The organism is Burkholderia sp. AU44665, from assembly GCF_030504405.1.
GTDB classification, from domain to species: domain Bacteria; phylum Pseudomonadota; class Gammaproteobacteria; order Burkholderiales; family Burkholderiaceae; genus Burkholderia; species Burkholderia semiarida.
This window is the reverse complement of the sequence record NZ_JAUJRI010000002.1, coordinates 215966-237607: the sequence shown is the minus strand read 5'-3', so window position 1 is coordinate 237607 and position 21642 is coordinate 215966. Positions and strand designations below refer to the sequence as shown.

The 21642-nt window shown below is 65.3% G+C and carries 20 protein-coding genes and 1 other RNA gene; 17 read left to right on the top strand and 4 right to left on the bottom strand.

Annotated features, from left to right (window positions below):
- The first annotated feature begins 108 nt into the window (after positions 1-108).
- The gene (locus QZM15_RS06160) at positions 109-462 is read left to right on the top strand and encodes a DUF4148 domain-containing protein (RefSeq protein WP_099316180.1); all 354 of its coding nucleotides are present in this window, start codon (positions 109-111) and stop codon (positions 460-462) included.
- Between the two features lie 259 nt (positions 463-721).
- Here the strand turns inward: QZM15_RS06160 and ssrA are convergent.
- The 4 genes from ssrA to ompA form a co-directional block, all read right to left on the bottom strand.
- Positions 722-1091: a transfer-messenger RNA gene (gene ssrA, locus QZM15_RS06155) on the bottom strand.
- A gap of 17 nt (positions 1092-1108) precedes the next feature.
- Complete coding sequence (gene gph / locus QZM15_RS06150) at positions 1109-1822, bottom strand: phosphoglycolate phosphatase (protein WP_060313148.1); 714 nt, start codon at positions 1820-1822, stop codon at positions 1109-1111.
- A gap of 13 nt (positions 1823-1835) precedes the next feature.
- Entirely contained in the window at positions 1836-2534 is a 699-nt protein-coding gene (ubiG, locus tag QZM15_RS06145; protein ID WP_023475819.1) for a bifunctional 2-polyprenyl-6-hydroxyphenol methylase/3-demethylubiquinol 3-O-methyltransferase UbiG, read from the bottom strand.
- A gap of 152 nt (positions 2535-2686) precedes the next feature.
- Positions 2687-3355 carry an outer membrane protein OmpA gene (gene ompA, locus QZM15_RS06140; protein ID WP_059574070.1) on the bottom strand — a complete coding sequence of 223 codons (669 nt, stop codon included), beginning with the start codon at positions 3353-3355 and terminating at the stop codon, positions 2687-2689.
- A 536-nt stretch (positions 3356-3891) separates the two neighbouring features.
- Between ompA and gyrA the strand changes: the two genes are divergently transcribed.
- The 16 genes from gyrA to cysM all read left to right on the top strand — a co-directional run bounded on the left by gyrA (position 3892) and on the right by cysM (position 21638).
- On the top strand, positions 3892-6495 hold the full coding sequence (gyrA, locus tag QZM15_RS06135; protein WP_302106046.1) for a DNA gyrase subunit A: 2604 nt from the start codon (positions 3892-3894) through the stop codon (positions 6493-6495).
- Positions 6496-6578: 83 nt separating this feature from the next.
- Complete coding sequence (locus tag QZM15_RS06130; protein WP_006486966.1) at positions 6579-7178, top strand: DUF2059 domain-containing protein; 600 nt, start codon at positions 6579-6581, stop codon at positions 7176-7178.
- A 155-nt stretch (positions 7179-7333) separates the two neighbouring features.
- Positions 7334-8416 (top strand): 3-phosphoserine/phosphohydroxythreonine transaminase, encoded by a 1083-nt coding sequence (gene serC / locus QZM15_RS06125; RefSeq protein WP_059574068.1) that lies wholly within the window; start codon positions 7334-7336, stop codon positions 8414-8416.
- 33 nt (positions 8417-8449) lie between these two features.
- Entirely contained in the window at positions 8450-9532 is a 1083-nt protein-coding gene (gene pheA / locus QZM15_RS06120) for a prephenate dehydratase (RefSeq protein ID WP_034206715.1), read from the top strand.
- Positions 9533-9718: 186 nt separating this feature from the next.
- Complete coding sequence (locus QZM15_RS06115; protein WP_124657635.1) at positions 9719-10645, top strand: prephenate dehydrogenase/arogenate dehydrogenase family protein; 927 nt, start codon at positions 9719-9721, stop codon at positions 10643-10645.
- A 13-nt stretch (positions 10646-10658) separates the two neighbouring features.
- Positions 10659-11963, top strand: coding sequence for a 3-phosphoshikimate 1-carboxyvinyltransferase (gene aroA, locus QZM15_RS06110; RefSeq protein WP_059638209.1), 1305 nt, complete (start codon positions 10659-10661; stop codon positions 11961-11963).
- A 13-nt stretch (positions 11964-11976) separates the two neighbouring features.
- Positions 11977-12663, top strand: a complete 687-nt coding sequence (cmk, locus tag QZM15_RS06105) for a (d)CMP kinase (RefSeq protein ID WP_059574065.1) — start codon at positions 11977-11979, stop codon at positions 12661-12663.
- A 124-nt stretch (positions 12664-12787) separates the two neighbouring features.
- Positions 12788-14518: a 30S ribosomal protein S1 gene (rpsA, locus tag QZM15_RS06100; protein WP_306532322.1), complete on the top strand. Its 1731-nt coding sequence runs from the start codon at positions 12788-12790 to the stop codon at positions 14516-14518.
- A gap of 22 nt (positions 14519-14540) precedes the next feature.
- The gene (locus QZM15_RS06095) at positions 14541-14864 is read left to right on the top strand and encodes an integration host factor subunit beta (RefSeq protein ID WP_006486894.1); all 324 of its coding nucleotides are present in this window, start codon (positions 14541-14543) and stop codon (positions 14862-14864) included.
- 210 nt (positions 14865-15074) lie between these two features.
- The gene (locus QZM15_RS06090; RefSeq protein WP_034183038.1) at positions 15075-15368 is read left to right on the top strand and encodes a lipopolysaccharide assembly protein LapA domain-containing protein; all 294 of its coding nucleotides are present in this window, start codon (positions 15075-15077) and stop codon (positions 15366-15368) included.
- Between the two features lie 54 nt (positions 15369-15422).
- Complete coding sequence (lapB, locus tag QZM15_RS06085) at positions 15423-16595, top strand: lipopolysaccharide assembly protein LapB (RefSeq protein ID WP_059574064.1); 1173 nt, start codon at positions 15423-15425, stop codon at positions 16593-16595.
- A 90-nt stretch (positions 16596-16685) separates the two neighbouring features.
- Positions 16686-18086 (top strand): UDP-glucose/GDP-mannose dehydrogenase family protein, encoded by a 1401-nt coding sequence (locus QZM15_RS06080; protein WP_059574063.1) that lies wholly within the window; start codon positions 16686-16688, stop codon positions 18084-18086.
- 7 nt (positions 18087-18093) lie between these two features.
- The gene (gene rfaE1, locus QZM15_RS06075; RefSeq protein ID WP_059574062.1) at positions 18094-19044 is read left to right on the top strand and encodes a D-glycero-beta-D-manno-heptose-7-phosphate kinase; all 951 of its coding nucleotides are present in this window, start codon (positions 18094-18096) and stop codon (positions 19042-19044) included.
- 63 nt (positions 19045-19107) lie between these two features.
- Positions 19108-20100, top strand: coding sequence for an ADP-glyceromanno-heptose 6-epimerase (gene rfaD / locus QZM15_RS06070; protein WP_006496538.1), 993 nt, complete (start codon positions 19108-19110; stop codon positions 20098-20100).
- 74 nt (positions 20101-20174) lie between these two features.
- Entirely contained in the window at positions 20175-20522 is a 348-nt protein-coding gene (locus QZM15_RS06065; RefSeq protein ID WP_060965723.1) for a helix-hairpin-helix domain-containing protein, read from the top strand.
- Between the two features lie 213 nt (positions 20523-20735).
- Complete coding sequence (cysM, locus tag QZM15_RS06060) at positions 20736-21638, top strand: cysteine synthase CysM (RefSeq protein ID WP_059574060.1); 903 nt, start codon at positions 20736-20738, stop codon at positions 21636-21638.
- The last annotated feature ends 4 nt before the right edge of the window (positions 21639-21642 follow it).

Here is a 21642-nt window from a genome sequence, read left to right as displayed (position 1 = left end):
TCCTGAAACCTGCCTTATTCTTAAGCATCCACCTACATAAACTTCGGTTTGTCGGCGCTGATCAAGGGTGTTCACCGCCGAATCAGACATATCTGGAGGTAGGTCATCATGAAGTCGCTCGTTCAAGCCGTTGTCGTTGCTGCCGCTCTCGTTGCCCCGGTTGCGTCGTTCGCCCAGTCGGGCTCGACGATCACCCGTGCGCAGGTTCGTGCCGAACTGGTTCAACTGCAGCAGGCCGGTTACAACTCCGCCCGCGGCGAAGATCCGCATTATCCGGAAGCGATCCAGGCCGCGACCGCGCGTGTCGCGGAGCAGCAGCGCAGCGCACTGGCTCAAGCTCAAGGCGCCGACGCCAGCGGCTACGGTGCGCAGGCACAGGGCGCATCGGCGTCGGGTTCGCGCGCAATGGGCGTGCGCCCGGCCAGCGCGGACGAAATGAAGTCGCTGTATCGCGGCAGTTGAGCCCCGCGTCGCCGGTCACGGTCGGGGCCCAAGTCGTGCCCAAACCCTGACCAGCGGGCCGGCCGCTGCGCGGCGCAACCGCTGATGGGGCGACCGCGCCAGAACATCCGTCACCTCCTGCCGCCGGAGCACCGGTGGCATTCCGCCCGGCCCGTCCGGGGCTGGGTGCTTTTTCGGAAGGAGTCGGCGTGCGTGTCGCCGGCAACAAAAAACCCCGCAGACTGGCGTCATGCGGGGTTCGTGCGACGAGCGCGGAATTTGGTGGAGGCGGCGGGAATCGAACCCGCGTCCAGAAGCGCTCCACGACTAGTTCTACATGTTTAGTTCGGTCTTTTGATTTAACCGCAGCGACGCGGACGAACACGCTGCACTACGGCGATTCGCTGGATTTTCGACCCTGGCGTCGCGACGCCGACAGGGCTTAACTGACGTAAATGACCTCTGGCGGTATTGCTACCGGTCTTGCGACACTAGCCCGTCAGTGAACTAGGCAGAGGACGGCGGCCCTTAGGCTGCCAGTGCGAACGTATCGTCGTTTGCAGTTACGATTTTCCCATTGATTAACGAGGTGACGGGTCCTCGACATGCCCTAGCCGCTTCACAACCCCTGTCGAAACCAGGTCGCCCCCGCGGATAAGATCGATCATTATAGCCCAACATCGCGCAGCAGGTGCCGCAGTTCCTGCGTCGAACCGACGAGATGCTGCGCTTGCCAGTCAGCCGGCGCCGCGCCGTCGCCGCAGTAGCCGTACGCGGCGGCGACCGTCGCCATGCCGGCGGCGCTTCCGGCCTGAATGTCGCGAAGATCGTCGCCGACATAGACGATGCGCTCGGGCGCGAGCGCCATCTGCGCTGCCGCATGCAGCAGCGGGGCCGGGTGCGGCTTCGAGTGCGGCGTTGTGTCGCCCCCGACGATGCAGGCCGCGCGCGACGACAGGCCGAGCAGGTCGGCGAGCGGCGCCGTGAGGCGCATCGCCTTGTTCGTGACGATGCCCCAGCGCACGCCGCGCGCATCGAGTTCGTCGAGCACGTCGCCGATGCCGGGAAACAGCGTGGTATGTACGCAGATATCCGTTGCGTAATTGATCAGGAACTCGTCGCGCATCGCTTCGTAGCCGGGCGTGTGCGGATCGATGCCGAACGCGCCGCCCAACAGGCCCCGCGCGCCGGCGGACGCCAGCGGCCGCAACACGTCGAGCGGCGTTTCGGGCAGGCCGCGCGCGCGCTGCATCTTGTTGACGGCTGCCGCGAGATCGGGCGCCGTGTCGGCGAGCGTGCCGTCCAGGTCGAACAGGACCGCATCGCAGTGCAGCAGGCGCGGTTCGTCTGCGATCCGCGCGGTCGAAAGGGGAGTCGTCATGCCGTTCGGAGGGTCACGCGCCGCGGCGGCACGCGACGAGGTAGTTGATGTCGGTGTCGTTCGACAGCGCGAAGCGCTTGCCGATCGGGTGATAGGTGATGCCCTTGATCTCGACGATGTGCAGATCCGTCGCGCGCACGAAGCCGGCCAGTTCCGACGGGCGGATGAAGCGCGCATAGTCGTGCGTGCCCTTCGGCAGCATTTGCGCGATGTACTCCGCGCCGATCACGGCGAACAGGTAGGACTTCAGGTTGCGGTTGAGCGTCGAGAAGAACACCCAGCCGCCCGGCTTCACGAGCGTCGCGCACGCGGCCACGATGTCGCCGGGCGACGGCACGTGCTCGAGCATCTCCATGCACGTGACGACGTCGTAGGTGCCGGGTTCGCGCGCGGCGATCGCTTCGGCGGCGATCGCCTCGTATTCGACCGAAATGCCGCTTTCGAGGCTGTGCAGGTCGGCCACGCCCAGCGCTTCGGTCGACAGATCGATGCCTTTCACCTGGGCGCCGAGCCCGGCCATCGATTCGGACAGGATGCCGCCGCCGCAGCCGATGTCGAGCGCGCGCTTGCCGGCCAGATGCGCATGGGCATCGATCCAGCCGAGCCGGACCGGGTTCAGGTCGTGCAGCGGTTTGAATTCGGCATTCGGATCCCACCACCGATGGGCGAGGTCGCTGAATTTCTGGAGTTCGTGCGGATCGGCGTTGGTCATGTCGGCAAACGGGCTACGAGAGGAGGGCGGTGCTTCGGTGCGTCAGCCCCGAGTATATAAGCGGGCGAACGACGAGGCCAGCGAGCGCCTGGACGGGCGTCAATGAAAAAGCCCCGCCGGAGCGGGGCTTTGAAGCAGTCGAGAGCCGCGGCTTAGTTTGCCGGAACGGTCGTCTTTTCCACTTGCTGCGTACCAACCACTTCGACTTCCACGCGGCGGTCCGGTGCGAGGCAGGCGATGAGTTGCTTGCGGTTCTTCTGGTTGCAGCCAGTCGTAACCGGGTTGCGCTTGCCCTTGCCTTCCGTGTAGATCTTGTTGGCCGGCACACCCTTGCTGACCAGGTACGACTTCACGGCTTGAGCACGGCGCAGCGACAGGCGGTCGTTGTACTTGTCCGAACCGATGCGGTCCGTGTAGCCCGTTGCAACGACCACTTCCGTGTTCATGCCTTGGATCTTCGAAGCCAGTTCGTCCAGCTTCTGCTTGCCCAGCGGCTTCAGCGTTGCCTTGTCGAAGTCGAACAGTGCGTCGGCTTGATACGTGATCTTCTGGCTCGAGATGACCGGAGCGACCGGAGCGACCGGCGGCTGCGGTGCCTGGGCGACCAGTGCGCCATCGCACTTGGCGTTGGCGGTGGCCGGCGTCCAGAACGCATCGCGCCAGCAGAGCTCGTTCGTGCCGTTCATCCACACCCATTCGCCCGTGCCGTTCACCCAGTTGTCATTGACGGCCTGACGCGACGCCGGCACCGATTGTGCCGAAGCGGATGCAGCCATAACTGCGGTAGCTGCAATGAACGCGAGCTTTGAAAGTTTATTCATATTTCTCCTCTCGAAATTGAGATTACCGCAGGTTTACTGCGAGCCTGTTGACGGTGACAAGTCATACATTGCTCGAAGTATAACATTGGTGCGGCACAAAAATGCGGCGCCGCTCCTTGTAGGTAGACTTCGAGCAGCGTCTAACTTTCAGTGCGTTGGCATTTTGCCATATCGTTCCCTTCCTACGAAAAAAAATCCTCCCCACCCCAAGATCGCTTCAACTTTGTGGTGCATGCGCAACACCGGCCTGCCGCAACTTTTAGAAATTGTCAAGAGCGCGCGTGGGGTCGCGCGCCGGCGTGCGGTTGTTTCCGTGTGCGCATGAAACGCGCGCCGCGCAGTCGTCCGCGATGTCGGGTCCGAGCCGGACGCGCGGTTGCGTCCGGCTTGCCGCCGCCGCGATTTTCGCTATCTATATATAGAGGGGGAGGCGAATTGGCGGCTGATGGGCGCATGTTAGAATCTCGCGTTGCGTTGCGCATGCAGCGCCCACGCGAAAGGCGTTCGCCGTCTTCGCTCCGAAACGATACGGATACATGGATCAATTCGCCAAAGAGACCCTGCCCACCTCCCTAGAGGAGGAAATGCGCCGTTCGTATCTCGATTACGCGATGAGCGTGATCGTCGGACGTGCCCTCCCGGATGTCCGCGATGGCCTGAAGCCCGTGCATCGGCGCGTGCTGTTCGCGATGCACGAACTGAACAACGACTGGAACCGCGCGTACAAGAAGTCGGCGCGTATCGTCGGTGACGTGATCGGTAAATACCACCCTCACGGCGATACCGCGGTCTACGACACGATCGTGCGGATGGCGCAGGATTTCTCGCTGCGCTACATGCTGATCGACGGGCAGGGCAACTTCGGCTCGATCGACGGCGACAATGCCGCGGCGATGCGCTACACCGAAATTCGCATGGCGAAGATCGGTCACGAACTGCTCGCCGACATCGACAAGGAAACGGTCGATTTCGAGCCGAACTACGACGGCAACGAAATGCAGCCGTCGGTCCTGCCGTCGCGCATCCCGAACCTGCTGATCAACGGCTCGTCAGGCATCGCGGTCGGCATGGCGACCAACATCCCGCCGCACAACCTGAACGAAGTCGTCGACGCGTGCCAGCACCTGCTGGGCAACCCGGACGCGACGATCGACGAGCTGATCGAGATCATCCCGGCGCCGGACTTCCCGACGGCCGGCATCATCTACGGCGTCGCCGGCGTGCGCGACGGCTACCGCACCGGGCGCGGCCGCGTCGTGATGCGCGCGGCCACGCACTTCGAGGAGATCGACCGCGGCCAGCGGATGGCGATCATCGTCGACGAGCTGCCGTACCAGGTGAACAAGCGCTCGCTGCTCGAGCGGATCGCCGAGCTCGTCAACGAGAAGAAGCTCGAGGGCATCTCCGACATCCGCGACGAGTCCGACAAGAGTGGCATGCGCGTCGTGATCGAGCTCAAGCGCGGCGAAGTGCCGGAAGTGGTGCTGAACAACCTGTACAAGGCGACGCAGCTGCAGGACACGTTCGGCATGAACATGGTCGCGCTCGTCGACGGCCAGCCGAAGCTGCTGAACCTGAAGGAAATCCTGCAGTGCTTCCTGTCGCACCGGCGCGAAGTGCTGACGCGCCGCACGATCTACGAACTGCGCAAGGCCCGCGAACGCGGCCACGTGCTCGAAGGTCTCGCGGTCGCGCTTGCGAACATCGACGAATTCATCGCGATCATCAAGGCCGCGCCGACGCCGCCGATCGCGAAGCAGGAGCTGATGGCGAAGCCGTGGGATTCGTCGCTCGTGCGCGAGATGCTGACGCGCGCCGAGAGCGAGAACGCGGCGGCCGGCGGCCGTTCCGCGTACCGTCCGGAAGGCCTGAACCCGGCGTTCGGGATGCAGGGCGACGGGCTGTACCGCCTGTCCGACACGCAGGCGCAGGAAATCCTGCAGATGCGTCTGCAGCGCCTGACCGGCCTCGAGCAGGACAAGATCATCGGCGAGTACCGCGACGTGATGGCGCAGATCGCCGACCTGCTGGACATCCTCGCGCGCCCCGAGCGGATCACGACGATGATCGGCGACGAGCTGACCTCGGTGAAGGCCGAATTCGGCGACGCGCGCCGCTCGAGGATCGAGCTGAACGCGACCGAGCTGAACACCGAGGATCTGATCACGCCGCAGGACATGGTCGTCACGATGTCGCACGCGGGCTACGTGAAGTCGCAGCCGCTGTCCGAGTACCGCGCGCAGAAGCGCGGCGGTCGCGGCAAGCAGGCGACGCAGATGAAGGAAGACGACTGGATCGAGACGCTGTTCATCGCGAACACGCACGATTACATCCTGTGCTTCTCGAACCGCGGCCGCGTGTACTGGGTCAAGGTCTATGAAGTGCCGCAGGGCTCGCGCAACTCGCGCGGCCGTCCGATCGTCAACATGTTCCCGCTGCAGGAAGGCGAGAAGATCAACGTCGTGCTGCCGGTCAAGGAATTCTCGGCCGACAAGTTCATCTTCATGGCGACGTCGCTCGGCACCGTGAAGAAGACGCCGCTCGAGGCATTCAGCCGCCCGATGAAGAAGGGCATCATCGCGGTCGGCCTCGACGACGGCGACTACCTGATCGGTGCGTCGATCACCGACGGCGCGCACGACGTGATGCTGTTCTCCGACGCCGGCAAGGCCGTGCGTTTCGACGAGAACGACGTGCGTCCGATGGGGCGCGAGGCGCGCGGCGTGCGCGGCATGCAGCTCGAGGACGGGCAGCAGGTCATCGCGATGCTGGTTGCCGGCAGCGAGGAGCAGACCGTGCTCACCGCGACCGAAAACGGCTACGGCAAGCGCACGCCGATCACCGAGTACACGCGCCATGGCCGCGGCACGAAGGGTATGATCGCGATCCAGACGTCCGAGCGCAACGGCAAGGTCGTGGCCGCGACGCTCGTCGACGCCGAGGATCAGATCATGCTGATCACGACGGCCGGCGTGTTGATTCGCACCCGTGTTTCCGAGATACGCGAGATGGGGCGCGCCACGCAAGGTGTTACACTCATCAGTCTCGATGAGGGTACCAAGCTCTCTGGCCTGCAGCAGATCGCGGAGGCCGAAGAGGGAGAGGGCGAAGCCGACGAGGCGTCGGACGGCGAAGTCTGAAGAACGGATGAGACTCTGGCCGCCGCGGGCGAAAAGCGCCGCGGCCGGCGAGCAACCATTCATATTTCCAAAAGGGAGTGATGATGCAAAAGCAATTCAAGCAACTGGTTCTGCTGGCTGCACTGGTGCCGACGTTCGCGATGGCGCAGGCGCTGTCGAATTCCGCACCGGCTGCTCCGGCGGCAGCTGCGCCGATCGACGCCGACAAGAAGGCTGCGATCAAGGATCTGCTCGACGCGATCGACGCGCCGAAGCTCGTGTCGGCAATCGGCAACAGCGCCGAAATGCAGGCGAAGCAGCTCGTACCGGCCATCCTGTCGGACGCGCTGTCGGAAAACAAGACGCTGAACGACAAGCAGAAGCAGGCTGCCGTTCCGACGCTGCAGAAGAACGCGGTGCCGAAGCTGGTCGACGGCGCAGGCAAGGTGTTCGGCACGCAGCAGTTCCAGAGCGATGCGATGTCGGCGCAGTACGACGCGTACGCGAAGTACTACAGCACGTCGGAGATCAAGGATCTGACGACGTTCTACAAGAGCCCGACGGGCCGCAAGTTCATCCAGGTTCAGGATCAGGTCGGTCGCGACGTGGTCAACGGCCTGATGCAGAAGTACATGCCGCAAGCGATTCAGGCAACGCGTACGCAGGCTGACAAGGAAGTCGCAGCAGTCAAGCCGGGCAAGTAAGCCGTCCGGGCGCGCCCCCGGCCGTTCGGCCGGGTTTGGCGGGAGCCTGACGACAGTGCGATAATGGCCGTTTGCGCGCGAGCGCAAGCGGCCATTTCTTTTCTGGCGCGTTTTGCCGGCGGCAAGCCGGTCGCGTCCTTCCCGAGGTTTTCACGATGCGCGTCTTTAATTTCTCCGCCGGCCCGGCGGCGATGCCCGAGGAAGTGCTGCGGCAAGCCGCCGACGAAATGCTCGACTGGCACGGCAGCGGCATGAGCGTGATGGAGATGAGCCATCGCGGCAAGGAATTCATGTCGATCCACGAGGCCGCGCTGACCGATCTGCGCGACCTGCTCGGCGTGCCGGCGAGCCACCGGATCCTGTTCCTGCAGGGCGGCGGCATCGCGGAAAACGCGATCGTGCCGATGAACCTGCTCGGCTCGCGCAAGACGGCCGACTTCGTCGTGACGGGTTCGTGGTCGCAGAAATCGTTCGGCGAGGCGAAGAAGTTCTGCACGCCGCATCTGGCCGCGACCGGCAAGACGGAGGACGGCTTCACGCGTGCGCCCGCGCGCGCCGAATGGCAGTTGTCGGACGATCCGGCCTACGTGCATCTGTGCACCAACGAGACGATCGACGGCGTCGAGACGTTCGAGATCCCCGATCTCGGCGACGTGCCGCTGGTCGCGGATGTCTCGTCGCACATCCTGTCGCGCCCGATGGACGTCGCGAAATACGGCGTGCTGTTCGGCGGCGCGCAGAAGAACATCGGGATGGCCGGCGTGACGGTCGTGATCGTGCGCGAGGATCTGCTCGATCGCGCGCTGTCGATCTGTCCGTCCGCGTTCGAATGGAAGACCATCGCCGCGAACAACTCGCTGTACAACACGCCGCCCACCTACGCGATCTACATCGCGGGCCTCGTGTTCCAGTGGCTGAAGCGGCAGGGCGGCCTCGAAGCGATCGAGGCCCGCAACACCGAAAAGGCGAAGCTGCTCTACGACACGATCGACGCGAGCAGTTTCTATCTGAACAAGGTCGAGCCGGCAGCACGTTCGCGCATGAACGTGCCGTTTTTCCTGGCCGACGAATCGCGCAACGAAGACTTCCTTGCCGGCGCGAAGGCGCGCGGGCTGCTGCAGCTGAAGGGCCACAAGTCCGTCGGCGGCATGCGGGCGTCGATCTACAACGCGGTGCCGCTCGAGGGCGTGAAGGCGCTCGTCGAGTACATGAAGGACTTCGAGCGGCGCGGCGCCTGACGGCGGCGCTGTTCAAACAGCACGGCAAAACGCATGGACGACGAACTGAATTCCCGCCTGAAACCGCTGCGCGACCGCATCGACGCGATCGACGCGCAGCTGATCGCGCTCCTGAACCAGCGCGCCGCGGTGGCGCTCGAGGTGGGCGAGGTCAAGAAGCATTTCAACGCGCCGGTGTTCCGGCCGGAGCGTGAGCTGCAGGTGATCGCGCGGCTGCAGGACATGAGCGCCGGGCCGCTCGCGAGCGAGCACATCAGCGCCATCTGGCGCGAGATCATGGCGGCGAGCCGCGCGCTCGAGCAGACGATCCACGTCGCGTTCCTCGGGCCGGTCGGCACGTATAGCGAGCAGGCGATGCTCGAGTATTTCGGCCAGTCGATCGAAGGGCTGCCGTGCCCGTCGATCGACGAGGTGTTCCGCTCGGTCGAGGCCGGTGCGTCCGCGTTCGGCATCGCGCCGGTCGAGAATTCGACCGAAGGCGCCGTCTCGCGCACGCTCGACCTGCTGCTGCAGACCCAGCTGGTGATCAGCGGCGAGCTCGCGCTGCCCATCCATCACAACCTGCTCACGCAGAGCGGCACGCTCGACGGCGTGAAACGTGTCTGCGCACATGCGCAGGCGCTCGCGCAATGCCAGCAGTGGCTCGCGGCGAATGCGCCGCAGCTCGAGCGGCAAGCCGTGGCGAGCAACGCGGAGGCCGCGCGCCTCGCAGCTGCCGATCCGACCGTCGCCGCGATCGCGGGCGACCGCGCGGCCGCGCACTACGGTTTGCAGATCGCGTTCTCGCTGATCCAGGACGACCCGCACAACCGCACGCGCTTCGTGATCGTCGGCAAGCAGCCGGCCGGCCAAAGCGGTCACGACCAGACGTCGCTGATCGTGTCGGTGAAGAACGAGCCGGGCGCCGTGTTCAAGCTGCTCGAGCCGCTCGCGCGGCACGGCGTGTCGATGACGCGCTTCGAATCGCGTCCGGCCCGCGTCGGCACGTGGGAGTACTACTTCTACATCGACATCGAAGGGCACCGCGACGATGCGGCGGTGGCGGCCGCGCTCGCGGAACTCGGTCAGAAGGCCGCGTTCCTGAAGATACTCGGCTCGTATCCGCGCGCACGGTGACGCGCTGCGGCCCGGCGCCTGCTTGCGCAGGCGTGGTGGCCGGGCGGGCAGGGCAGGCCGGTCGGCGCTGCCGAAGGCGGGCTCGGGCAGTATCCGGTGCAGATTGCGCCGGGTGCGGGCCCGTTGCCCGGAATCTGGAATTCCGCGTGCGGGGCGTCGTTTCGCGCGCGTAACTTGGCTCTTGTCGTGTCAGGCTTTGCATTCAACAAACTGGTCATCTTCGGCGTCGGCCTGATCGGCGGGTCGCTCGCGCGCGCGTTGCGCGAGCGCGCGCCGGGCAGCGCGGGCGAGATCGTCGGCGTGGGCCGTTCGCACGCGTCGGTCGAGCGCGCGCTGTCGCTCGGCGTGATCGACCGTGCGGCGGCGCTCGACGACGACGCGCAATTGCGCGACGCGCTGGCCGGCGCCGATCTCGTCCTGCTGGCCGCGCCCGTCGCGCAGACGGGCCCGTTGCTCGCGCGCATCGCGCCGTGGCTCGACCGCGCGACGATCGTCACCGATGCGGGCAGCACCAAGTCCGATGTCGTCGCGGCGGCGCGCGAAGCGCTCGGCGCGCGCATCGCGCAGTTCGTGCCGGGTCATCCGATCGCGGGGCGCGAATCGAGCGGTGTCGAGGCCGCGTTGCCGGATCTCTACGTCGGCCGCAACGTCGTGCTTTGCCCGTTGCCGGAGAACGCGCCCGAAGCCGTGGCGCGGATCGATGCGATGTGGCGCGCGACCGGCGCCGACGTGCGCACGATGAGCACCGAGCAGCATGATCGCGTATTTGCGTCGATCAGCCATCTGCCGCACGTGCTGTCGTTCGCGCTCGTCGAGCAGATTCTCGGCGAAGCCGACGCGGAACTGAAATTCTCGTACGCGGCCGGCGGTTTCCGCGATTTCACGCGCATCGCGGCGTCGAACCCGGAAATGTGGCGCGACGTGTGCGTCGCGAATCGCGCGGCGCTGCTCGACGAGCTCGACGGCTATACGCGCGTGCTCACGCGGTTGCGCGCGGCGATCGACGCCGGCGACGGCGCGGCGCTCGAAGCCGTATTCACGCGCTCGCGCGCCGCACGCAAGGCATGGCAGGAACGCGGCGGCACGCCGGCTGCCGAACCGGTCAAGAAATAACAGGACGATTCCCATGGACTATCTCGATCTCGGCCCATACTCCAGCGCATCGGGCACCGTGCGCCTGCCCGGCTCGAAGAGCATTTCGAACCGCGTGCTGCTGCTCGCGGCGCTCGCCGAAGGCGAAACGACGATCACCAACCTGCTCGACTCCGACGACACGCGCGTGATGCTCGACGCGCTCGGCAAGCTCGGCGTGAAGCTCGCGCGCGACGGCGACACCTGTGTCGTCACCGGCACGCGCGGCGCGTTCACCGCGAAGACGGCCGACCTGTTCCTCGGCAACGCGGGCACGGCCGTTCGGCCGCTGACCGCCGCGCTCGCGGTGAACGGCGGCGACTACCGCGTGCACGGCGTGCCGCGCATGCACGAGCGGCCGATCGGCGATCTCGTCGACGGCTTGCGCCAGATCGGCGCGCAGATCGACTACGAGCTCAACGACGGCTACCCGCCGCTGCGGATCAAGCCGGCGACGATCTCGGTCGACGCGCCGATCCGCGTGCGCGGCGACGTGTCGAGCCAGTTCCTCACTGCGCTGCTGATGACGCTGCCGCTCGTGAAGGCGAAGGAGGGCAGGACCGTCGTCGAAGTCGACGGCGAGCTGATCTCGAAGCCGTACATCGACATCACGATCCGGCTCATGGCGCGCTTCGGCGTGACCGTCGAGCGCGACGGCTGGCAGCGCTTCGTCGTGCCGGCCGGCGTCCGCTACCGCTCGCCGGGGCGGATCATGGTCGAGGGCGACGCGTCGTCCGCGTCGTACTTTCTCGCGGCCGGCGCGTTGGGCGGCGGCCCGTTGCGGGTCGAGGGCGTGGGGCGCGCGAGTATCCAGGGCGACGTCGGTTTCGCGAACGCGCTGATGCAGATGGGCGCGAACGTGACGATGGGCGACGACTGGATCGACGTGCGCGGCATCGGCCACGATCACGGCAAGCTCGAGCCGATCGACATGGACTTCAACCTGATTCCCGACGCGGCGATGACCATCGCGGTCGCGGCGCTGTTCGCGAACGGCACGAGCACGTTGCGCAACATCGCGAGCTGGCGCGTGAAGGAGACGGACCGCATCGCCGCGATGGCGACCGAGCTGCGCAAGGTCGGCGCGATCGTCGAGGAAGGCCCCGACTATCTCGTCGTCACGCCGCCGGAAAAGCTCACGCCGAATGCGGCGATCGATACGTACGACGATCACCGGATGGCGATGTGCTTCTCGCTCGTCAGCCTGGGCGGCGTGCCCGTGCGGATCAACGATCCGAAGTGCGTCGGCAAGACGTTCCCCGACTATTTCGACCGCTTCGCCGCGCTCGCCAAGGCCTGACCCGACTGTTCCGATGAAATCCACCCGACCCTTTCACCCGACTCCCGTCATCACGATCGACGGCCCGACCGCTTCCGGCAAGGGCACCGTCGCGGCGCTCGTCGCCGCGCACCTCGGCTTCCACCTGCTCGACAGCGGCGCGCTGTACCGGCTCGCGGCGCTCGCGAGCGTGCGCTACGGCATCGCCGCGGAAGACGTCGACGCGCTGGTGAAGCTGATCGACGACCTGCACATCACGTTCCGTGAAGGTTGCGCGCAGCTCGACGGCGTCGACGTGTCGAACGACATCCGCGCCGAAGCGGTCGGCAACCGCGCGTCGGCCATCGCCGTGCACGGGCCCGTGCGCACCGCGCTCGTCGCGCGCCAGCGCGCGTTCCGCAAGACGCCGGGCCTCGTGGCGGACGGGCGTGACATGGGCACCGTGATCTTCCCGGACGCCGTGCTGAAGGTGTTCCTGACGGCCAGCGCCGAGGCACGCGCGACCAGGCGGCATAAGCAATTGATGCAAAAAGGTTTTTCTGCTAATATAGATGACTTGCTCCGGGATCTTCGTGAACGTGACGCGCGCGACAGCAATCGCGCGGCCGCGCCGCTGAAGCCTGCGGCAGATGCCAAGCTGCTCGATACGTCGGCACTTTCGGTCGATGAAGCCGTCGACCAGGTGCTGCAGTGGTACCGGGCACTCGGCCAGCCGGCCTGAGAAGGCAGGCAGCGGTAGGTGCTTCGCGTCGCAAGCGCGGAGCGTGTTTCGAACCCTTAACCCCGTGTGGTCCTCGATCTGGCCCTTTCAGCCTGCCATTCCGGCCGGCGTGGCACAGCGAGCCATGCACAATCAGATTTTTATGTCCGACCTGCAAACCTCCAACCCGAATACCGAATCCTTTGCGGCTCTGTTCGAAGAGTCGCTGACCCGCCAAGACATGCGCGCCGGCGAAGTGATCTCCGCCGAAGTCGTGCGCGTCGACCACAACTTCGTGGTCGTCAATGCAGGCCTGAAGTCCGAGGCTTACATTCCGATCGAGGAATTCCTGAACGATCAGGGCGAGGTTGAGGTGCAGTCGGGCGATTTCGTGTCCGTCGCGATCGACGCACTCGAAAACGGCTACGGCGACACGATCCTGTCGCGCGACAAGGCGAAGCGCCTTGCATCGTGGCTGTCGCTGGAAAAGGCGCTCGACAACAACGAGCTCGTCACCGGCACCATCACCGGCAAGGTGAAGGGCGGCATGACCGTGATGGTCAACGGCATCCGCGCGTTCCTGCCGGGTTCGCTGGTCGACACGCGTCCGGTCAAGGACACGACCCCGTACGAAGGCAAGACGCTCGAGTTCCGCGTGATCAAGCTCGATCGCAAGCGTAACAACGTCGTGCTGTCGCGTCGTGCAGTGATCGAAGCCACGCAAGGCGAAGAGCGCGCGAAGCTGCTCGAGACGCTGAAGGAAGGCGCGATCGTCAACGGCGTGGTCAAGAACATCACCGACTACGGCGCGTTCGTCGACCTCGGCGGCATCGACGGCCTGCTGCACATCACCGACATCGCATGGCGTCGCGTGCGTCACCCGAGCGAAGTCCTGTCGGTTGGCCAGGAAGTCACCGCGAAGATCCTCAAGTTCGACCAGGAGAAGAACCGCGTCTCGCTGGGCATCAAGCAACTGGGCGACGATCCGTGGGAAGGCATCTCGCGCCGTTACCCGTCGGGCACGCGCCTGTTCGGCAAGGTCACGAACATCACCGACTACGGCGCATTCGTCGAAGTGGAATCGGGCATCGAAGGCCTCGTCCACGTGTCGGAAATGGACTGGACCAACAAGAACGTTGCGCCGTCGAAGGTTGTCCAGCTGGGCGACGAAGTCGAAGTCATGGTCCTCGAGATCGACGAAGACCGCCGTCGTATCAGCCTCGGCATGAAGCAGTGCAAGCCGAATCCGTGGGATGACTTCAGCCGCAACTTCAAGAAGGGCGACAAGATCACGGGCGCGATCAAGTCGATCACCGACTTCGGCGTGTTCATCGGTCTGCCGGGCGGCATCGACGGCCTGGTCCACCTGTCGGACCTGTCGTGGAGCGAAGCCGGCGAAGAAGCCGTTCGCAAGTACAAGAAGGGCGACGAAGTCGAAGCAATCGTGCTCGGTATCGACGTCGAGAAGGAGCGCATTTCGCTCGGCATCAAGCAGCTCGAAGGCGACCCGTTCAGCAACTACGTTGCCATGAACGACAAGGGCTCGATCGTCGACGGCGTCGTGAAGACGGTCGATGCGAAGGGTGCGGTCGTCACGCTGACGGGCGACGTCGAAGGCTACCTGCGTGCGTCGGAAATCTCGCAGGATCGCGTCGAAGACGCACGCAACGTGCTGAAGGAAGGCGACAAGGTCAACGCGATGGTGATCAACATCGATCGCAAGTCGCGCGGCATCAACCTGTCGATCAAGGCGAAGGATTCGGCCGAGCAACAGGAAGCGATCCGCGGCCTGCAGTCGGACACGAGCGCTGCCGCGACCGGTACGACCAACCTCGGCGCGCTGCTGAAGGCGAAGCTCGACGGCCAGAACCAGTAAGCCTTACGAGGTCTGCTGAAGTATGACCAAATCCGAGTTGGTCGCGCAGCTGGCATCGCGATTTCCGCAACTTGTCCTCAAGGATGCGGATTTCGCGGTGAAAACGATGCTCGATGCGATGTCCGACGCCCTGGCGAAAGGGCATCGCATTGAAATTCGGGGTTTCGGCAGCTTTGGCCTCAACCGTCGCCCGGCGCGCGTCGGACGCAACCCGAAGTCGGGGGAGAAAGTGCAGGTGCCCGAGAAGTTCGTGCCGCACTTCAAACCTGGCAAGGAGTTGCGTGAACGCGTCGACGGCCGCGCCGGTGAACCGCTGAAGGCTGACGATCCGGACGACGAGCGTTGAGCGTCGTTCGGTGTGCCCGGAACCTGTCCGGCGAAGGCTGAAAAGAAAAGCGCCCCTTGCGGGCGCTTTTTTCATTTCGGGCCACGGGTGTGCAACGCGGGCGCACAGGATGTGCGCAGCCGCGGAAACGCTTCCTTTACAATACGGGTCGATTCGGTGCGACGAAGGGGAGTCGCGCGCCGCGGCAAACCTCAACAAAGAGAGGGCTTCATGAAGTTTATCGTCTGGCTGATCCGGGTATTGGTGTTCGTCCTGCTGCTGGTGCTCGCGCTGGCCAATACACAAACCGCGACGCTGAATTTCGTTGCCGGCTACGCATGGCAAGCGCCGCTGATCCTGATCGGCCTGGCATTCTTCGTCGTGGGGCTGCTGGCCGGCCTGCTGTCCGCGCTGCCTTCGATCTTCCGCCTGCGTCTCGAGAACGGGCGTTTGAAGCGCGATCTGCGTGCGGCGCGCGAAACGCCCGCCGTCATCGACCAGCCGCCGATGCCGCCCGTCATTTAACACGGACGCCGCGCGATTCCTCGCGCGGTTTTCGTCTCTGCTTCGATATTTCGCATGGATCTGGATTTCTGGTGGTTGCTCGCGATTCCGGTCGCATTCGCGCTCGGTTGGGCGGCGTCACGCTATGACCTGAAGAATCTCCTGTCGGAGAGTGCCAACCTGCCGCGCTCGTATTTTCGCGGCCTGAATTTTCTGTTGAACGAACAACCGGACAAGGCGATCGATGCGTTCATCGAGGTGGCCAAGCTCGATCCCGAGACGGTCGAGCTGCACTTCGCGCTCGGCAACCTGTTTCGCCGTCGCGGCGAGACCGACCGCGCGATCCGCGTGCACCAGAACCTGCTGAGCCGCACCGATCTGCCGGTCAACGAGCGCGACCACGCGCTGTACGAACTGGGCCAGGACTTCCTGAAGGCCGGCCTGCTGGATCGCGCCGAAGAGGCGTTCCACAAGCTCGCGGACGGCGACTACGCGCTCGGCGCACAGCGGGCGTTGCTGACGATCTACGAGATCGAGAAGGACTGGAACAAGTCGATCGACACGGCCAAACGCATCGAATCGATGAGCGACAAGCCGCTCGGCATCGAAATTGCGCAGTTTCACTGCGAACTCGCGCAGGACGCGCTGCAGCGCAAGAATGCCGCAGCGGCGGCCGAGCAACTGCGCCTTGCGCTGACCGTGAATCCGCAGAACGTCCGTGCGACGGTTCTGTCCGGCGATGCGGCGGAAGCGGCAGGCGACCACGCGGCCGCGATCGAGTACTGGAAGCGCGTCGAAGCGCAGAATCCGGCGTATCTGCCGCTCGTCGCCGACAAACTGATGAAGGCGTACGTCGCACTCGGCAAAAACGTCGAAGGCGCGGAGCTGCTGATGGGGTACGTCGATCGTTATCCGTCGAACGACCTGCTCGACATCGCCTATCAGCATATCGCCGGGTTGCGCGGCCAGGATGCCGCGCACACGCTCGCGCGCACGCAGATGGAAAAGTCGCCGAACCTGTCGGGGATGCTGCACCTGCTCGATGCGCAGATCGCGGCGGCCGACGAACCGCGTCGTAAGGAACTTGAAATGATGCGTGCGCTGATCAAGCAGCGCACGAAAAATCTGCCACGGTATACGTGCCAGAATTGCGGTTTCCGGGCACGGCTCTTCTACTGGCAGTGCCCCGGCTGCAGCGGCTGGGAAACCTATGCGCCGCGCCGCGTCGAACCTGCGATGCCGGGCTGATCCCGGCGCGCGGAGCCAACGCGCAGCGGTTGCCGCCGGGCCCGTCCCGGCGGCCAAGTTAGTCAATTACCGGGAAGTACCGGAACATCTATGAAAATCACCATCATCGGCACCGGCTATGTCGGTCTCGTCACGGGCGCCTGCCTCGCGGAGATCGGTCACGACGTCTTCTGTCTCGACGTCGATCCGCGCAAGATCGACATCCTGAACAACGGCGGGATGCCGATTCACGAACCGGGGCTGCTGGACATCATCGCGCGCAACCGCACGGCGGGGCGCCTGCGCTTTTCGACCGACATCGAGGCGAGCGTCGCGCATGGCGAGATCCAGTTCATCGCGGTCGGCACGCCGCCCGACGAGGACGGCTCGGCCGACCTGCAATACGTGCTCGAGGCCGCGCGCAACATCGGCCGCCACATGACGGGCTTCAAGGTGATCGTCGACAAGTCGACGGTGCCGGTCGGCACCGCGCAGCGCGTGCGCGGCGTGGTCGACGAGGCGCTTGCCGCACGCGGGCTCGCGGGCAGCGTCGCGCATCGCTTCTCGGTCGTATCGAATCCGGAATTCCTGAAGGAAGGCGCCGCGGTCGAGGACTTCATGCGTCCGGACCGGATCATCATCGGCGTCGACGACGACGAAACCGGCACGACCGCGCGCGAGAAGATGAAGAAGCTCTACGCGCCGTTCAACCGCAATCACGAGCGCACGATCTACATGGACGTGCGCTCGGCCGAGTTCGCGAAGTATGCGGCGAACGCGATGCTCGCGACGCGCATCTCGTTCATGAACGAGATGTCGAATCTCGCCGACAAGGTCGGCGCGGACATCGAGGCCGTGCGACGCGGGATCGGCTCCGATCCGCGCATCGGCTATCACTTCCTGTACGCGGGCGTTGGCTACGGCGGCTCGTGCTTCCCGAAGGACGTGCAGGCACTGATCCGCACCGCGGGCGAGAACGGCCAGCCGCTGCGCATCCTGGAGGCCGTCGAGGCCGCCAACCATGCGCAGAAGGACGTGCTGATCGGCAAGATCGAGCAGCGCTTCGGCGCCGACCTGACGGGCCGCGAGTTCGCGGTCTGGGGCCTGGCGTTCAAGCCGAACACCGACGACATGCGCGAGGCGCCGAGCCGCCGCCTGATCGCCGCGCTGCTCGAGCGCGGAGCAACCGTGCGCGCGTACGATCCGGTCGCGGTCGACGAAGCGCGGCGCGTGTTCGCGCTGGATTTCGGCGACGATGCGCACGCACTGGCGCGGCTGCATCTCGTCGACACGCAGGATCTCGCGGTCACCGGCGCGGATGCGCTCGTGATCGTGACCGAGTGGAAGGAATTCCGCAGCCCCGATTTCACGCGCCTGAAGGCCGAACTGAAGGCACCCGTGATCTTCGACGGGCGCAACCTGTACGAGCCGGACGCGATGGCCGAGCTGGGCATCGACTATTACGCGATCGGCCGGCCGTACGTCGATCCCCAGTCGTCCTCCCGTGGCTGAACGTACGATGAATACTCTTCGCGAAATCGTTCCGGTGCCGCGCGAGCAACTCGCGCGCTCGCGTGTGCTCGTCGTCGGCGACGTGATGCTCGACCGTTACTGGTTCGGCAACGTCGATCGCATTTCACCTGAAGCGCCGGTGCCGGTCGTGCACGTGCAGCGCCAGGAGGAGCGGCTCGGCGGCGCGGCCAACGTTGCACGCAATGCCGTGACGCTCGGCGGTCAGGCCGGCCTGCTGTGCGTCGTCGGTTGCGACGAACCCGGCGAGCGGATCGTCGAGCTGCTCGGCAGCAGCGGCGTGACGCCGCATCTCGAGCGCGATCCCGCACTCCCGACCACGATCAAGCTGCGCGTGCTCGCGCGCCAGCAGCAACTGCTGCGCGTCGATTTCGAGGCGATGCCGACGCACGAGGTGCTGCTCGCGGGGCTCGCACGCTTCGACGTGCTGCTGCCGCAGCACGACGTCGTGCTGATGTCGGATTACGCTAAAGGCGGCCTCACGCACGTGACGACGATGATCGAGAAGGCGCGTGCGGCCGGCAAGGCGGTCCTGGTCGACCCGAAGGGCGACGACTGGGCACGCTATCGCGGCGCATCGCTGATCACGCCGAATCGTGCGGAACTGCGCGAGGTGGTCGGGCAGTGGAAATCGGAAGACGACCTGCGTGCGCGCGTCGCGAATCTGCGCGCGGAGCTCGGCATCGACGCGCTGCTGCTCACGCGTTCGGAGGAGGGCATGACGCTCTTTTCCGCGGGCGGCGAACTGCATGCGCCGGCGCTCGCGCGCGAGGTGTTCGACGTGTCGGGCGCGGGCGACACCGTGATCGCGACGGTCGCGACGATGCTCGGCGCCGGTGTGCCGCTCGTCGACGCCGTGGTGCTCGCGAATCGCGCGGCAGGCATCGTGGTCGGCAAGCTCGGCACGGCCACCGTGGATTACGACGAACTGTTTCACTGAGCGCATTCGGCGGCGCGACGAGCGCGCCGCACGCATGGCTCGCACTTTTCAGGCAGGACGATCATGACCCTCATCGTCACCGGCGCAGCCGGTTTTATCGGCGCGAACATCGTCAAGGCGCTCAACGAGCGCGGCGAGACGCGCATCATCGCGGTCGACAACCTGACGCGCGCGGACAAGTTCCGCAATCTCGTCGACTGCGAGATCGACGACTATCTCGACAAGACCGAATTCGTCGAACGCTTCGCGCGCGGCGATTTCGGCAAGGTACGCGCGGTATTTCACGAAGGCGCCTGTTCGGACACGATGGAAACCGACGGCCGCTACATGATGGACAACAACTTCCGCTACAGCCGTGCGGTGCTCGATACCTGCCTCGCGCAGGGCACGCAGTTCCTGTATGCATCGTCGGCCGCGATCTACGGCGGCTCGACGCGTTTCGTCGAGGAGCGCGACGTCGAGGCGCCGCTGAACGTGTACGGCTATTCGAAGTTCCTGTTCGATCAGGTGATCCGTCGCGTGCTGCCGAGCGCGAAGAGCCAGATCGCGGGCTTCCGCTATTTCAACGTGTACGGCCCGCGCGAGACCCACAAGGGCCGCATGGCGTCGGTCGCGTTCCACAACTTCAACCAGTTCCGCGCGGAAGGCAAGGTGAAGCTGTTCGGCGAGTACAACGGTTATGCGCCGGGCGAGCAGACGCGCGATTTCGTGTCGGTCGAGGACGTGACCAAGGTGAACCTGTTCTTCTTCGATCATCCGGAGAAGTCGGGCATCTTCAATCTCGGCACGGGCCGCGCGCAGCCGTTCAACGATATCGCGTCGACGGTCGTCAACACGCTGCGCGCGCTCGACAACCAGCCGCCGCTGACGCTCGCGCAGCAGGTCGAGCAGGGCTTGATCGAATACGTGCCGTTCCCCGATGCGCTGCGCGGCAAGTATCAGTGCTTCACGCAGGCCGACCAGACGAAACTGCGCGCGGCCGGCTACGACGCACCGTTCCTGACCGTGCAGGAAGGCGTCGATCGCTACGTCCGTTGGCTATCCGGCCAGGTTTAAACCGGCGCGTCACATCGATAGACTGGGTCTCACGGTCGGCAGCCGCCGGCCGTTTTTCTTCGGAGATCCAGCACATGATCAGGAAATGGTTTGCCGCAGCGGTCATGCTCGGCGCGGTGGCGTCGGCCTGGGCGGCCGTCGACGTCAACACCGCGAACGAGGATGCGCTCGTCGGCATCAAGGGCATTGGCCCGGCGCGGGCGAAGGCGATTCTCGACGAGCGCGGCGCACACGGTCCGTTCAGGAATGCGGACGATCTCGCCACGCGCGTGAAGGGCATGGGCGGGCATACCGTCGAGCGGCTTCAGCAGGAAGGGCTGACGATCGGTGCGGCGGCCGGTACGGGTACGACGCCGCCGGCCGCGGGCAAGCCGGCGGCGGCAAGGCCCGCCGCCGCACCGGCCCGCACGGCGCAGAAATAACGGGTCGCACATACCCGACACAGGGCTCCTTCAGCCGCCGTCGTTGCGACGGCTTCCCGCGGCATGCCGCGGGTTTTTTGCGTGCGGCGGGCTGCGCGACGATCGCGCACCGCGCGGCACGCGTATTCCATCGTCGCAATGGGGTTGCCGGCGCGCGTGCCGGTGCTGGTTTACAATCGATCGATTGATCGGCCTCGCACTCACGGTATATCCATGGCTTACAAAACTATCGAAGACACGATCGGCAATACGCCGCTCGTGCAACTGGTCCGCCTGCCGGACGACGAGATTCGCGCGCGCAACAACGTGCTGCTCGCGAAGCTCGAGGGTAACAATCCGGCCGGTTCCGTGAAGGATCGCCCGGCGCTGTCGATGATCAGCAAGGCCGAGGCGCGCGGGCGCATCAAGCCGGGCGATACGCTGATCGAGGCGACGAGCGGCAACACGGGCATCGCGCTCGCGATGGCCGCGGCGATCCGCGGCTACAAGATGGTGCTGATCATGCCGGAGGATCTGTCGGTCGAGCGCCGCCAGAGCATGGCCGCTTATGGCGCCGAAATCATCCTGACGCCGGTGAAGGGCGGGATGGAGCTGGCGCGCGATCTCGCGGAGCAGATGCAGCGCGAAGGCAAGGGCGTGATCCTCGACCAGTTCGGCAATCCCGACAATCCCGTCGCGCACTACGAAGGAACGGGGCCGGAGATCTGGCGCGATACCGAAGGGCGCATCACGCACTTCGTGTCCGCGATGGGCACGACGGGCACGATCATGGGCACGTCGCGCTACCTGAAGGAACAGAATCCGGCGATCGAAATTATCGGTGCGCAGCCGGAAGACGGCTCGCGTATTCCCGGCATCCGCAAGTGGCCGGAAGCGTACATGCCGACCATCTTCGATCGCAGCCGTGTCGATCGCGTCGAAAGCGTGAGCCAGGCGGCGTCGGAAACGATGACGCGCCGGCTTGCGGCGGTCGAAGGCATCTTCGCGGGCATTTCGTCGGGCGGCGCATGCGAAGTCGCGATGCGCATCGCCCGGCAGGTCGAGAACGCGACGATCGTGTTCATCGTCTGCGATCGCGGCGACCGCTACCTGTCCACGGGCGTGTTTCCCGCCTGAGCGA

Bases quoted from the DNA above. Each gene is read 5' to 3' on its own strand.
- cysM (WP_059574060.1), top strand. From the start codon at position 20,736: ATGGCTTACAAAACTATCGAAGACACGATCGGCAATACGCCGCTCGTG.
- QZM15_RS06090 (WP_034183038.1), top strand. From the start codon at position 15,075: ATGAAGTTTATCGTCTGGCTGATCCGGGTATTGGTGTTCGTCCTGCTG.
- lapB (WP_059574064.1), top strand. From the start codon at position 15,423: ATGGATCTGGATTTCTGGTGGTTGCTCGCGATTCCGGTCGCATTCGCG.
- QZM15_RS06080 (WP_059574063.1), top strand. From the start codon at position 16,686: ATGAAAATCACCATCATCGGCACCGGCTATGTCGGTCTCGTCACGGGC.
- rfaE1 (WP_059574062.1), top strand. From the start codon at position 18,094: ATGAATACTCTTCGCGAAATCGTTCCGGTGCCGCGCGAGCAACTCGCG.
- ubiG (WP_023475819.1), bottom strand. From the start codon at position 2,534: ATGACCAACGCCGATCCGCACGAACTCCAGAAATTCAGCGACCTCGCC.
- aroA (WP_059638209.1), top strand. From the start codon at position 10,659: ATGGACTATCTCGATCTCGGCCCATACTCCAGCGCATCGGGCACCGTG.
- pheA (WP_034206715.1), top strand. From the start codon at position 8,450: ATGGACGACGAACTGAATTCCCGCCTGAAACCGCTGCGCGACCGCATC.
- ompA (WP_059574070.1), bottom strand. From the start codon at position 3,355: ATGAATAAACTTTCAAAGCTCGCGTTCATTGCAGCTACCGCAGTTATG.
- serC (WP_059574068.1), top strand. From the start codon at position 7,334: ATGCGCGTCTTTAATTTCTCCGCCGGCCCGGCGGCGATGCCCGAGGAA.
- QZM15_RS06160 (WP_099316180.1), top strand. From the start codon at position 109: ATGAAGTCGCTCGTTCAAGCCGTTGTCGTTGCTGCCGCTCTCGTTGCC.
- QZM15_RS06095 (WP_006486894.1), top strand. From the start codon at position 14,541: ATGACCAAATCCGAGTTGGTCGCGCAGCTGGCATCGCGATTTCCGCAA.
- rpsA (WP_306532322.1), top strand. From the start codon at position 12,788: ATGCACAATCAGATTTTTATGTCCGACCTGCAAACCTCCAACCCGAAT.
- cmk (WP_059574065.1), top strand. From the start codon at position 11,977: ATGAAATCCACCCGACCCTTTCACCCGACTCCCGTCATCACGATCGAC.
- QZM15_RS06130 (WP_006486966.1), top strand. From the start codon at position 6,579: ATGCAAAAGCAATTCAAGCAACTGGTTCTGCTGGCTGCACTGGTGCCG.
- gph (WP_060313148.1), bottom strand. From the start codon at position 1,822: ATGACGACTCCCCTTTCGACCGCGCGGATCGCAGACGAACCGCGCCTG.
- QZM15_RS06065 (WP_060965723.1), top strand. From the start codon at position 20,175: ATGATCAGGAAATGGTTTGCCGCAGCGGTCATGCTCGGCGCGGTGGCG.
- rfaD (WP_006496538.1), top strand. From the start codon at position 19,108: ATGACCCTCATCGTCACCGGCGCAGCCGGTTTTATCGGCGCGAACATC.
- gyrA (WP_302106046.1), top strand. From the start codon at position 3,892: ATGGATCAATTCGCCAAAGAGACCCTGCCCACCTCCCTAGAGGAGGAA.